At 63.9% G+C, this 12,790-nt stretch carries 11 protein-coding genes, 1 tRNA gene and 1 pseudogene; 2 read left to right on the top strand and 11 right to left on the bottom strand.

All coding sequences use genetic code 11. The annotated features are described in order from the left end of the window. Positions 1–142: 142 nt before the first annotated feature. From pheS to G4G28_RS14610, 6 genes are all read right to left on the bottom strand, one after another. Positions 143–1,159 carry a phenylalanine--tRNA ligase subunit alpha gene (pheS, locus tag G4G28_RS14585; RefSeq protein WP_182988822.1) on the bottom strand — a complete coding sequence of 339 codons (1,017 nt, stop codon included), beginning with the start codon at positions 1,157–1,159 and terminating at the stop codon, positions 143–145. 240 nt (positions 1,160–1,399) lie between these two features. Further along, entirely contained in the window at positions 1,400–1,759 is a 360-nt protein-coding gene (gene rplT, locus G4G28_RS14590; protein WP_182988823.1) for a 50S ribosomal protein L20, read from the bottom strand. Positions 1,760–1,779: 20 nt separating this feature from the next. Continuing rightward, positions 1,780–1,977, bottom strand: coding sequence for a 50S ribosomal protein L35 (gene rpmI, locus G4G28_RS14595; protein WP_057262756.1), 198 nt, complete (start codon positions 1,975–1,977; stop codon positions 1,780–1,782). 392 nt (positions 1,978–2,369) lie between these two features. Further along, a complete protein-coding gene (gene infC, locus G4G28_RS14600) occupies positions 2,370–2,840 on the bottom strand; it encodes a translation initiation factor IF-3 (protein WP_229425082.1) in 471 nt (156 codons plus the stop codon). A gap of 104 nt (positions 2,841–2,944) precedes the next feature. Further along, the gene (gene thrS / locus G4G28_RS14605) at positions 2,945–4,855 is read right to left on the bottom strand and encodes a threonine--tRNA ligase (protein ID WP_182988824.1); all 1,911 of its coding nucleotides are present in this window, start codon (positions 4,853–4,855) and stop codon (positions 2,945–2,947) included. Between the two features lie 245 nt (positions 4,856–5,100). Continuing rightward, positions 5,101–5,177 (bottom strand) — tRNA-Val (locus tag G4G28_RS14610). A 145-nt stretch (positions 5,178–5,322) separates the two neighbouring features. On the opposite strand from G4G28_RS14610, the gene G4G28_RS14615 reads away from it, so the two are divergent. Both G4G28_RS14615 and G4G28_RS14620 read left to right on the top strand, forming a co-directional pair. Further along, on the top strand, positions 5,323–6,252 hold the full coding sequence (locus G4G28_RS14615) for a cation diffusion facilitator family transporter (protein WP_182988825.1): 930 nt from the start codon (positions 5,323–5,325) through the stop codon (positions 6,250–6,252). A gap of 80 nt (positions 6,253–6,332) precedes the next feature. After that, positions 6,333–7,313 carry an NAD(P)/FAD-dependent oxidoreductase gene (locus G4G28_RS14620; RefSeq protein ID WP_229425083.1) on the top strand — a complete coding sequence of 327 codons (981 nt, stop codon included), beginning with the start codon at positions 6,333–6,335 and terminating at the stop codon, positions 7,311–7,313. Between the two features lie 107 nt (positions 7,314–7,420). Here the strand turns inward: G4G28_RS14620 and G4G28_RS14625 are convergent, their stop codons facing one another. From G4G28_RS14625 to G4G28_RS14645, 5 genes and pseudogenes are all read right to left on the bottom strand, one after another. Then, the gene (locus G4G28_RS14625; protein WP_308600667.1) at positions 7,421–8,047 is read right to left on the bottom strand and encodes a hypothetical protein; all 627 of its coding nucleotides are present in this window, start codon (positions 8,045–8,047) and stop codon (positions 7,421–7,423) included. Between the two features lie 2 nt (positions 8,048–8,049). Then, positions 8,050–8,999 (bottom strand): annotated as a pseudogene (locus tag G4G28_RS29290) (MlaD family protein). A 12-nt stretch (positions 9,000–9,011) separates the two neighbouring features. Then, entirely contained in the window at positions 9,012–9,818 is an 807-nt protein-coding gene (locus G4G28_RS14635; RefSeq protein WP_183107524.1) for an ABC transporter permease, read from the bottom strand. A 376-nt stretch (positions 9,819–10,194) separates the two neighbouring features. Then, the gene (locus G4G28_RS14640) at positions 10,195–12,432 is read right to left on the bottom strand and encodes a bifunctional (p)ppGpp synthetase/guanosine-3',5'-bis(diphosphate) 3'-pyrophosphohydrolase (protein ID WP_182988827.1); all 2,238 of its coding nucleotides are present in this window, start codon (positions 12,430–12,432) and stop codon (positions 10,195–10,197) included. A gap of 3 nt (positions 12,433–12,435) precedes the next feature. Beyond that, positions 12,436–12,786 carry a RidA family protein gene (locus G4G28_RS14645; protein WP_182988828.1) on the bottom strand — a complete coding sequence of 117 codons (351 nt, stop codon included), beginning with the start codon at positions 12,784–12,786 and terminating at the stop codon, positions 12,436–12,438. Positions 12,787–12,790 lie beyond the last annotated feature (4 nt).

Below are 12,790 nucleotides of genomic sequence, written 5' to 3' on the forward strand. Positions count from 1 at the left end.
TTGCCTTGTATGTTCGAGCTATCTTCGTGCACCGCAGTCCGGGGTGGACGGCTCGTAACGCGGGCATTCAGCCCGCGCTACTCCACGCGGTGATTGTTAGCGTTCGTTGAACGCGTGGACGGCGGAGCCGTCCACCCTGCACTCAATTAAACTGTTTCAAGAAGCGCAGATCACCCTCGTAAAAGAGGCGCAAATCGTTAATACCGTAGCGCAGCATGGTCAGGCGCTCGAGGCCGGAGCCGAACGCGAAGCCGATGAACTTTTCCGGATCGAGTCCGAAGTTGCGCACCACCGTCGGATGCACCTGGCCGGCGCCCGAGACTTCCAGCCAGCGGCCCTTCAAGGGACCCGAGCCGAAAGCAATGTCGATCTCCGCCGACGGTTCCGTGAACGGGAAATAGGACGGGCGGAAGCGCACCTGCAGGTCGTCGGTCTCGAAGAAGGCCTTGACGAAGTTCAGGTAGACGCCCTTGAGGTCGGCGAAGGAAATGTCTTCGCCAATCCACAGGCCTTCGACCTGGTGGAACATCGGCGAGTGGGTGGCGTCGCTGTCGACGCGGTAGGTGCGGCCCGGTGCGATCACCTTGATCGGCGGTGTGTGGGTGCGCGCGTAACGCACCTGCATCGGGCTGGTGTGGGTACGCAGCAGCAGCGGCTTGCCGGTCGAGTCATTGCCCTCGACATAGAAGGTGTCCTGCATCGAACGCGCCGGGTGGTTTTCCGGGCTGTTCAGGGCGGTGAAGTTGGTCCAGTCGGTTTCGATCTCCGGGCCGTCGGCGACGTCGAAGCCGATCGAGCGGAAGATCTGCTCGACGCGCTCCCAGGTACGCATCACCGGGTGGATACCGCCCTTCGCGCGGCCGCGGCCAGGCAGGGTAACGTCGATCGACTCGGCATTCAGGCGCGCTTCCAGCTGGGCATTCGCCAGCGCGTCGCGACGGGCGGTCAATGCGCTTTCGATTTTTTCTTTTGCGGCATTGATCAGGGCGCCCTGCGCCTTGCGCTGCTCCGGGTCGAGCTTGCCGAGGCCCTTCATCAGTTCGGTGACCTGGCCGGTCTTGCCCAGGTATTTCGCTTTCGCGTTTTCGAGCGCGGCCGCATCAGGGGCGGCGCCAAAATCAGCCTGGGCCGATACGACGAGTTCTTCGAGCGAGTTCATATTTTTCTTGTCCTTGATGATGGCAACGTCTCGGAGCCTCGATGAAGCGTAGCGAGCGGCCGCCATGGTGGTCGAGAAGCGCAGCTGTACTCTTGTACAGCGAGCATCGCAGACCGGCAGGGCAACGCGCAGTAGCTTCGTCGAGGCCCCACCACAATCAAAAACGGGGCATAGGTCTGCACCGATGCCCCGCTCTTTTTGCGCTACGTTGCCGCAGCGCTAACTTGCAAACCGGTTGCCTTAGGCAGCCAGCTTGGCCTGGACGGCAGCGACGATCGCGGCGAAAGCCGGCTTGTCGTGCACGGCCATGTCGGCCAGAACCTTACGGTCCAGTTCAATCGCGGCTTTTTTCAGGCCGTTCATGAACACGCTGTAGGTCATGCCGTGCGAACGCGAAGCCGCGTTGATACGGGTGATCCACAGTGCGCGGAAGACGCGCTTCTTGTTACGACGGTCGCGGTAAGCGTACTGGCCAGCGCGCATGACTGCTTGCTTGGCAATACGGAATACCTTGCTGCGACGGCCGCGGTAGCCTTTGGCAAGCGCAAGAACTTTCTTATGACGGGCACGTGCAGTAACCCCACGTTTTACTCGAGGCATATTCGCTCCTTAGTGTGAGATTAAGCAGATGGCATCATGCGGAGAACGCTGGTCACGTCCGACGCATTGATGTTACGGGTGCCGCGCAGCTGACGCTTGTTCTTGGTGGTCTTCTTGGTCAGGATGTGACGCTTGAACGCCATACCCGATTTCACAGTACCGCCCGGACGCACGCGAAAACGCTTCTTCGCGGAGCTTTTGGTTTTCATTTTTGGCATAGTCATCTGCCCTTGCGGACAGCCTCATATGTGACAGGATTGCAGGTGGCAGCAACGCTGCTCTTGGATGCCTACTTTCACTTGTCTTGCAGCGCGCCGTTACACGTCGTGCCAGCACGCTACAACCTGTTTCGAAAAACAGGAACCGCAGATTCTAACACAGGTTGAGGTGCGTAGGGTGGGCACTTGTGCCCACGCGGTGATACGCGCCCTCAAAACCAACGCGCACGATAGCGGAGCCGATACCGATCACCGCGTGGGCACGGAGTGCCCACCCTACGACACCATGCCGTGCCGGCATGGGCCGCCCAAACAAACAAGGCCGGACCAGTGCGGCAGCACACGCTGCCACACCGGTCCAGCCTCTAAATCCGTACAACGAAACCGAAGAATTACTTCTTCTTTTTCGGTGCAATGATCATGATCATCTGGCGACCTTCCATCTTCGGGAACTGCTCGACCTGGCCATACGGCTCGAGGTCACCCTTCAGGCGTTCAAGCATGCGGAAGCCGATGTCCTGGTGGGCCATTTCGCGGCCGCGGAAGCGCAGCGTGATCTTGGTCTTGTCGCCCTCTTCCAGGAACTTGATGAGGTTGCGCAGCTTGATGCTGTAGTCGCCTTCATCGGTGCCCGGACGGAACTTGACTTCCTTGACCTGGATGATCTTCTGCTTCAGCTTGGCTTCGTGGGCCTTCTTCTGCTCGGAGTACTTGAATTTGCCGTAATCCATGAGGCGGCAGACCGGTGGGACCGCGTTTGGCGCGATCTCGACCAGGTCCACATTCTTTTCCTCGGCCAGACGAAATGCCTCGGCCAGGCTCACGATGCCCAGCGGCTCGTTGTCCACCCCGGACAAACGCATTTCCGGGTGCGTGATTTCGCCATTGATGCGATTCGACTTGTCAGTAGCTATGTTGTTTCCTTTTAATGTCTGAATAACCGGCCGGCTTGATTGGCTGGCGAGGCTTATTTGGCCTTGGAGGCCACCTCGCCCACCAGGCGCTCGATCAGGGCATCGACGGACATGACGCCCAGGTCGACATTGCCTCGTGCGCGCACGGCCACGGTGTTTGCTTCACGTTCCTTATCGCCAACAACTAGAATATATGGCAACTTTTGGACGGAATGTTCCCGTATTTTATAGGTAATCTTCTCGTTCCGCAAATCAGCGTGAACACGCAAACCAGCCGCCTTCAGGCGCGCCTCGACCTCACGGACATAGCTCCCCTGGGCGTCAGAAATGTTGAGCACAGCCACTTGCACCGGTGCCAGCCACAGCGGCAGCGCGCCCGCGTAGTTCTCGATCAGGATGCCGATGAAGCGCTCCATCGAGCCGACGATCGCGCGGTGCAGCATCACCGGCACCTTGCGGGTATTGTCTTCCGCGACATATTCCGCACCGAGGCGGCCAGGCATCGAGAAGTCGACCTGCATGGTGCCGACCTGCCATGGACGGCCAAGGCTATCCTTCAGGTGGTACTCGATCTTCGGGCCGTAGAAGGCGCCCTCGCCCGGCAGCTCCGTCCACTCCACGCCGCAGGCGCGCAGGGCCGAACGCAGGGCTTCTTCCGCTTCGTCCCAGATCTCGTCGCTGCCGATGCGGCTGTCGGGGCGCAGGGCGAGTTTCACGTCGATGTTGTTGAAGCCGAAGTCGTCGTAGACCTGCATCGCCTGCGAATGGAAAGCGGTGACTTCCGACTCGATCTGCTCTTCGGTACAGAAGACGTGGCCGTCATCCTGGGTAAAGCCGCGCACGCGCATGATGCCGTGCAGCGCGCCGGAGGACTCGTTGCGGTGGCACTGGCCGAACTCGCCGTAGCGCAACGGCAAGTCGCGGTAGCTCTTCATGCCCGAGTTATAGATCTGTACGTGGCCCGGGCAGTTCATCGGCTTCAATGCATACGAACGGTTCTCCGACTCGGTCGTGAACATGTTTTCGCGGTAGTTATCCCAGTGACCGGTCTTCTGCCACAGGGTGACGTCCAGGATCTGCGGCGCTTTTACCTCGTCGTAGCCATTGGCCTGGTATTTCTGGCGCATGTACTGCTCGACCTGCTGCCAGATCTTCCAGCCTTTCGGATGCCAGAAGATCAGGCCCGGCGCTTCTTCCTGGAAGTGGAACAGGTCCAGCTGCTTGCCGAGCTTGCGGTGGTCGCGCTTTTCGGCTTCCTCCAGCATGTGCAGGTATTGCTCCTGATCTTCCTTCCTGGTCCAGGCGGTGCCGTACACGCGCTGCAGCATCTCGTTGTTCGAGTCGCCGCGCCAGTAGGCGCCAGCCAGCTTCATCAGCTTGAAGACCTTCAGCTTGCCGGTCGAAGGCACGTGCGGGCCGCGGCAGAGGTCGGTAAACTTGCCTTCCGAGTACAGCGAGACATCCTCGTTCGCCGGAATCGAGGCGATGATCTCGGCCTTGTAGTCTTCGCCGATCGATTTGAAGTACGCAACGGCCTCGTCGCGGGGCAGCACCTTGCGGGTGACCGGCTCATCCTTCTTTGCCAGCTCGACCATCTTCTTCTCGATGGCTTGCAGGTCTTCCGGGGTGAAAGGACGCTTGTACGAGAAGTCGTAGTAGAAGCCGTTTTCGATCACCGGGCCGATGGTCACTTGCGCTTCAGGAAACAGTTCCTTGACAGCATAGGCCAGCAGGTGGGCGGTCGAGTGGCGGACCACGTCAATGCCTTCCGGGTCCTTGTCGGTGACGATGGCCAGGTCCGCGTCCTGCTCGATCAGGAAGGAGGTATCGACCACCTTGCCGTTGACCTTGCCGGCCAGGGCGGCCTTGCCCAGGCTTGGCGCGATGGAACTCGCTACCTGGGCAACCGTCATGGGGCCGTCGAACTGACGGCTGGAGCCATCGGGAAGTCGCACGTTAAGCATAGTGATCTCCTGGGGCGCTCGGCGCCGAAATATGAACAAAATTGAAACTGAAATGCAATGGACGAAAAAAAACGCGCACCAGGCGCGTTATTTTCAGTGTGTCGAGCAAAAGAACACCCTACCGCGTCTAGCGATTCCCCCACAACCAGGTTGTAGTTCGCGGTGTCATAACCGTTTGTGCCTTTCTCGCTCTTACTGACGACAACAGCGGAAAACCGAAGTTCCCCGCGCTGTCCGATGTGTTCTGGTGGGCGGTGCAGAATTCGAATCTGCGACCCCTTGGATGTCGACCAAGTATTCTAACCAGCTGAACTAACCGCCCGATGACCTGCATTATAGAGACAGCACCGGCGCCGCGCAAGGGTTGTTCAACATTCAGCATTGGCGCCTCCCTCGGCAAGGCTGCCCACTGCCCCGCCCGGGTTATCCAGTACACTGCGCACTTGCTCATTTTGATCGCTCCAGCAATGCCTTCCGAACACGCCGCGCCCACCTCCGAACACCTGCACGCCCACCTCGACGGCGACGCCAGCCACGGCCACTGCATCGAGGCGCGCAGCCAGAAGGCGCTTGGGGTCGCGCTCGGCCTGACCCTGCTGTTCGCCCTGATCGAAGTGGTGACCGGTTTCATGTCCAATTCCCTGGCCCTGATATCGGATGCCGGCCACATGGTGACCGACGCCGCCGCCCTCGGCCTGGCCCTGCTGGCCCAGCTGATCGCCAAGCGGCCGCCCTCTTCGCGCCATTCCTTCGGCTTCGTGCGCGCCGAGGCGCTGGCCGCGTTCGTCAACAGCCTGGCGATGCTGGCACTGGTTGCCTGGATTGTCTGGGAGGCGGCGCAGCGCCTGGCCCATCCGCAGGCCGTGCAAGGCGGCGTGGTGCTGGCCGTGGCGGCGATCGGCGCATGCATCAATATCCTGGTGGCCTGGGTGCTGTCACGCGACACCCAATCGATCAACACCCGCGCGGCGCTCGTCAACGTCATGGGCGACCTGCTCGGCTCGGTCGCGGCGATTGCCGCCGGCGCCATCATCTATTTCACCGGCTGGGTACGCATCGACCCGATCCTGTCGATCTTCGTGTCCCTGCTGATCCTGAAATCGACCTGGGGCATCCTGCGCGAGTCCTACCATTTCCTGATGGAAGGCGTGCCGCACGGGATCGATTACCTGGAAGTGGGCGCCGACCTGGCCGAGGTCGAAGGCGTGCTGTCGGTGCACGACCTGCACGTCTGGGACATGTCGCCCGGCCACCCTGCCCTGATCGGCCACCTCGAAATCAATGACCTGCGCGAATGGCCCGCAGTCCTGCGCCGCGTGAAAGCCATGCTGCTGGACAAGCACGGCATCGACCATGTGACGCTGCAGCCAGAGGCGCTGGACGGCAAGTCGCTGTAGGAGGAGTGTAAGCCCGCTCTTACCCGGGCTGGGCACGCGCGCCGATAGGACGCCCGCGCGCGATGCTTGACAATCGGGCCATGAACGACATGATCACGCCCATCCTCGATGGGACCGGGCACCACCTCGAAGACCACGTTTTCGACACCCTCGTCATCGGCGGCGGACCGGGCGGGCTGACGGCTGCCATCTACCTGCGCCGCTTCACCCGCAACATCGTCGTCGTCGACAAGGGCAACAGCCGCCTGTGCCTGATCCCCGTCTCGCACAATTACCCGGGCTTTCCCGAGGGCGTGCCCGGCTCGCAGCTGCTCGTCAACCTGACGAACCAGTTGAAGAACTACGGCGGCAGCGTGCAGCATGGCGAAATCACCGATTTGCGCCTGGTCGACGGGGTCTTCATCGGCGACTATCTCGACGACGCCGGCGCGACGCACCAGATCCGCGCGCAAACCGTGCTGCTGGCCACGGGCGTTGCCGACTGCGGCCTGCCCGTGGAGGACTGGAACGAAGCCGTGCATGCCGGCGCCGTGCGCCTGTGTCCGGTGTGCGACGGCTACGACGTGCGCGACAGGCGCATTGCCGTCGTCACCTCGGCCACCAACCCGGTCGGCCATGCCCTTTTCATGCGCACCTTCAGTGCCGACGTCACCCTGTTCGACCGTGGCAAGGAATCGATGCTGACCGACGAGGAGCGCCACCGGATCGAGGTCGCCGGCGTGCGCTACATCGAATCGCCCCTGCTGGGCGTGACCATGAGCCCGGACATGAAGCCGATCCTCAACACGGCTGACGGCGAAAGCCGCGAGTTCGACGTGTTCTACCCGATGCTGGGCGAATCGGCGCGCTCGAAACTGGCCGCTGCGCTGGGCGCGGAGACGGGGGATTGCGACAAGCTCAAGGTGGATGACCATGGACGCACGAATGTGCCGGGGCTGTATGCGATTGGCGACGTGGTGCAGGGCTTGAACCAGATTGCGGTGGCGGCGGGGCAGGCGGCGATTGCGGCGACGGCCATTCACAATGCGTTGCCGTGGGCGTTGAGGCCGAAGGTGGGGTGAGCGCCGCGGCAATTCGAGGGACGGCTAAGCGGTGCGGCGATTCGAGGGTGGTTTGAACGCGTAGGCGGGGAACCCGCCTACGCGTTCAACTGACCTCCGCGCTGCCCCTAGTTTTCGCCCGAAGCCAGCGCAATCCTGCGCCGCAAGCGCTCGGCCGCGGCCGTGTCCCCCGCCGCCTGCGCGCGTTTCAGTTGCACGCCCAGCCAGGTCAGCAAGGGGCGGCGCCATCCCTGTGTCGACGCCGTCGCCGTCGCCGTCTCGATATCGCCTGGCTTGACGCGCCCCGCCTTGAACAGCGCCCCGGCCGCGACCAGCTGCGCCAGCGGATCGTTCACGCCGGCCAGTGTGCCGCTTGCGAGAACCGGCCGGTGCTGCTCCGGCAGCAGGCCGGCATCGAGCCCTTCCCAGCGGCCGCCGATATAGGCCGCATACGCGCGCTGTTGCGGTGTCGCGTCGCTTGCCAGCGCCGCAAAGCCCGGGCACTCATCGAACTCGAGGCTGGCCGCCAGCGCCGCGCAGCGCACCAGCTCGACTTGCGCCACGAGGTCGGCGCGGCCCGTGCTGGTCGTTTCCAGCCGCGCCCGCGCGAATTCGGCCCCGGTCGCAGCCGTGTTACCGCGCAGGTAGTCCTCCGTAAAGCCGTCGAGCGCATCCTTCGCGTTCGGCTGCCAGCTGGGTACGGCGGGCTTGCTGGCGCAGGCGGCGAGCAGCACCGTGCACAAAAGCGCAGACATTCTCATGGCAGCTTGATCTCCTCGGTTTTGCCCGCGAACGGCCACTTGCGGTTGATCTCGTCGACCAGCCGGTTCACCTTGCGCAGGCTGGCGTCGACTTCGCCGCGCAGCGCGCCCAGTCCTCGGTGGCCACGCGCGTTCGCCCCCACGGCCTGGGCCTCGACCAGCACCGCGTCGACTTTCCTGAGCGTGCCGCGCGCATCCTGCAGCACCCCCTGCAGCTCGACCACGGCAGCCTGGGCATCGTCGGCGATCCCCTTCTTGCCGTACAGGCGCCGGTCGGTCTTGGCCAGGAGCGCGTCCAGGCGCTCCAGGGTGCCGACGAACTTGCGCGCCTCGTCGTCGCCGAGCACGCCGCTGAGCAAGCCATACTTGCCGGACATGCGGCCGGTGAGCGTCTGCACGTTCTCCAGGCTGCTGCTCATCGACGAGCCCTCGGCAGTCAGGTTTTCCAGGTTGTTCAGCAGCGAACGCGCCGTGGCCACCAGTCCTGGAATCTCGGCCGTGACGTCGCCGCGCAGGACAGGGCGCTGGGCGCCGTCGGGCAGCGGCGGGTCGTCCAGATGCCGGTAAAGGCGCGCAGGCGCGTCTCGCCCACCACGCTGCGCTCGAGGGTGAACACACTGGAAGAGCGCAGCCAGCGCGCGTCGGACTTCGACACGTCGACCACGATCTGCACCTTGCCGTCCCTGGCCAGGTCGACCAGGCGCACGCGCCCGATCGGAAAGCCGGCAAAGGTGAGGTCCATGCCGGGAATGACGCCTTCCGAGTTCTCCGTCACCAGCACCAGCTTCTGGGTCGGCTCGAACACGCCGCGCGCGTACATCACGTACAGCACGAAAGCGACGATGAGCAGGGCAACGACGCCGAGCAGGATCATCGCCTTGGTTTCGACATGGGCCGGCTCGTTGGATGACTCATTGGATGCGTCAAGCGGTGGGGTATCAGGCATGGGCAAGAGGGTTCAAATGTATTTGAGGGCGAGCGAGGAGCCTTCGATCAGCAGCAGCACGAACAACAGGCGCAGCGCGCCCGGCTGCACGCTCGAGGCCAGCCGGCGCGGATAGCGCTGCAGTTCGAGGATGGCGGCGGTCGGGATCACCGCCACGGTCAGCCCGAACAGCACGGTCTTGAGCACGAAGCCGGTGGTCACCACCGGGTCGAACACGCGGCCGACCGTGCGCGTATAGTCGGGCATGCCCCAGGGCGAGAGGCCGTACACGTTCAGGTAGGCCAGCACCAGCACGATGGTCGAACTCACCATTGCCAGGCTCAGGACCGAGAAGGCATTCGCGAACAGCTGCGGCACCAGGTCGCGGCGCAGTCGGCGCAAGGCTTCGGCATTGACCTCGGCCGTGGGCAGGCCGGCCCGCGCCAGGCCCAGCGCCGTGGCATCGAAGGCCATGCCTGACCTCAGCGCCGCGAACAGCGCGGCCGACAGCGGAATCAGTTCCAGCACCAGCACCCGCACCACCATCTCGAGCGCGTAGCGCGACAGCCCGTAGCTGAGCGCCGTCACCAGCACGATGCGGATGATGACGACGCTGATCAGTGCCGACAGCACCGTGAACCAGGGCAGCACCTGCCAGGTGCTGGCATGGATGTAGCGCGCCGTGACGAGGCGGGTGCCGCGGTTGTAGGTCGAAGGAGAGCAGGCGGTGACGATGGCGATCGCGCCGAGGTGGAACATGTACCACCAGCTGCGCAGGTAGCGCACCAGGGCATAGCCCCAGAGGCTGGGGCGGGTGGCGAGGTGGAGGTGGCGGGACATGGTCATATGATACGGTTTTTGCAAGTATGCATCAGTTTGCGTATCAGGTTCGCGCGGCGGTGCGAAGAGGTATTCCGTAGGGTGGAGTCCCGACGCCACGCTGTGCGGCAGCAGCACACCGCCAACGTACCGCGAGGCCACCACGGCGTGAGCGGCTTTCGGCAATGCCGGCGTTCCGGGATCGCATCTGTACGACCGCGTGGGCACGGAGTGCCCACCCTACGAACGCAACGGTCCCGTAGGGTGGGCACTCCGTGCCCACGCGGTACGGCATCGGCGAATCAAAACAGGTATGCCAAAGCCGCCATGCATGCTCACGAGCCTTTGTAGCGTCCAGGAACGCACACGCACGCCCCCATGGAGTCAGGACTCCACCCTACGCCCGCCTCGCCTCCTGCACGCCCGCCACGTCCCCGATCGCCAGCAAGGCCCGTTGCAACTGGCCCGTCGACCCGATCTCCGCCGTGAACACCATGCGCGCCTGGCCTTTCGTGGTCTGCGTGTTCACGCCGGTGACATTGATCTTCTCGCGCAGGAAAGCGTCGGAGATGTCGCGCAGCAGCCCCTGGCGGTCGCCGGCGAGGATGAAGATGTCGACCGGGTAGACCGTCTCGCTGCCCGCCCTGCCCCATTCGGTCTGGATCACCCGTTCCGGCGCCTTGGCGCGCATCTCGGCGAAGTTCTTGCACGACAGGCGGTGGATCGACACGCCCTTGCCGCGCGTGACGAAGCCGACGATCGGATCGGGTGGCGCCGGCTTGCAGCAGCGCGCCAGCATCGTCATCAGCCCCTCGGTGCCGACCACCAGCACACCGGACTTCGCGCCCTGCTCCACGCTCGACGCGCGGCTCTTGTTGACCACCGCGGTGTCGTCCGGCGGCGGCGCTTCGGTCGTCTCGTGCAGCGCCGCTTCCACGTGGCGCAGGCTGAACTTCTCCTTGCCGACCGCGACGAACAGGTCGTCGACCTTGGCAAAGCCCAGTTTATGCGCCAGCGCCTCCAGGTTGACCGCGGTCTTGCCCTCGCGCTGCAGGGATTTTTCCACCAGCAGCCGGCCCTGGGCCAGGGTCTCGGCCAGCTCCATCGCGTGGAACCAGGCGCGGATCTTCGACCGGGTACGGCTGCTGACCGTATAGCCCGGGCTGAGCCAGTCGCGCGAGGGACCGGCACTGCCGGCCGGCCCCTTGGCCGTGATGATTTCGCAGGTCTGGCCGTTCCTCAAAGGGGTATTCAAAGGCACCATGACGCCGTCGATCTTGGCGCCGCGGCAGCGGTGCCCGACTTCGCTGTGCAGGTGGTAGGCAAAGTCGATCGGCGTCGCGCCGACCGGCAGTTCCAGCACGCGCGCCTGCGGCGTCAAGACGAAAATGCGGTCGTCGAGCGTGGCGGCCTTGAGCTTTTCGACCCACTCCTTCTGGTCCTCTTCGCCCGCCACCACGTCGGTGACATCGCTCTTCCAGGCCAGCAGCTGGCGCAGCCAGGCGATCTTCTCGTCGTATTTCTGGCTCTTGAAGTTCGAACCGCCCTCTTCCTTGTAGCGCCAGTGCGCGGCCACGCCGTACTCGGCGAAGCTGTGCATTTCCTGGGTGCGGATCTGCACTTCGAGCGGACGCCCATCCTCGGCCGTGACGACCGTGTGCAGCGAGCGGTAGCCGTTGGGCTTGGGGCGGGCGATGTAGTCGTCGAATTCGGCCGGGATCGGGGTCCAGATGTTGTGCACCAGGCCCAGCACGGTGTAGCAGGTTTTTTCATCGGCGACGATCACGCGGAAGGCGCGCACGTCGTAGAGCGAGGAAAAGTCGAGGTCCTTGCCGCGCATCTTGTTCCAGATGCTGAAGATGTGCTTCGGCCGTCCGCTCACCTCGGCGCGGATGCCGGCGGCGCGCAACTCGTCCTGCAGGCGCGCGATCGAGGACGCGACAAAGCCTTCGCGTGCCATGCGCTTTTCTTCCAGCATCTTCGCGATGCGCTTGTAGGTGTCCGGCTGCATGAAGCGGAAGGCCAGGTCTTCCAGCTCCCACTTCAGCTGCCAGATCCCCAGCCGGTTCGCCAGCGGCGCGTACAGGTCCATCACCTCGCGCCCGTAGTCGTGGGTGACTTCGTCGAAGCGCTTGCTCTCGGCGAAATAGCGCAGCGTCGTCAGGCAGGAGGCCAGGCGCATCAGCACCACGCGCATGTCCGAGGCCATCGCCAGCAGCATCTTGCGCAGGGTCTCGACGTGGGCGGCGGCCTGGCTGGCCGCGTTCTTGCCGCGGCCGACGACGGGCTGGCCGACCGTCAGGTCGCGCAGCTTGACCAGCTGCTGCACGCCGCGCACCAGGCTGGCCACTTCGGCGCCGAACAGGCGCTCGATCGTCTCGACCAGCGGCGGCTCGACCAGCACCAGCTCGAACAGCAGGCCGGCGATGCGGGTCTCGCAGTCGCTGCGCAGGTAGGCCAGCGTGCCGGCCACACCGAGCGAGAACTCGAAGGCATTCTGGCCGGATGCGCAGGTGCGCTCGCCATAGGCCACCGCGGCATAGTCGAGCGCTTCCTGCACGCGCACGCATTCGTCAGGGGCCAGGCCCTGCAGCAACTGGGTGGTGGCGTCGCCGAGTGCGGCGGTGGAAACCATCGATCAGCGCAGTGCGGCGGTGACGACGATCTCCACCAGGCAGGCCGGATTGGCAAGCTTCGCTTCAACCGTGGCGCGCGGCGGCGTGTGGCCCTGCGCCACCCATTCGTCGTAGACAGCGTTCATGCCGGCGAAATGCGCCATGTCGGCGATATAGATCTGCATCATCAGGATGCAGGTCTTGTCGCTGCCGGCTTCGTTCAGGAGGCGGTCGACGTGGCCCAGCACTTCGCGGGTCTGGCCCTCGATGTCCTGGGTGGTGTCCTCGGCGATCTGGCCGGCCAGGTAGATGGTGCCGTTGTGGACGGCGATTTCCGAGAGGCGTTTGCCGACGTGGTGACGTTTGATTTCCATATTC

Origin of the sequence: Massilia sp. Dwa41.01b (genome assembly GCF_014171775.1) — a bacterium.
In the GTDB taxonomy this organism is placed as follows: Bacteria; Pseudomonadota; Gammaproteobacteria; order Burkholderiales; family Burkholderiaceae_D; genus Telluria.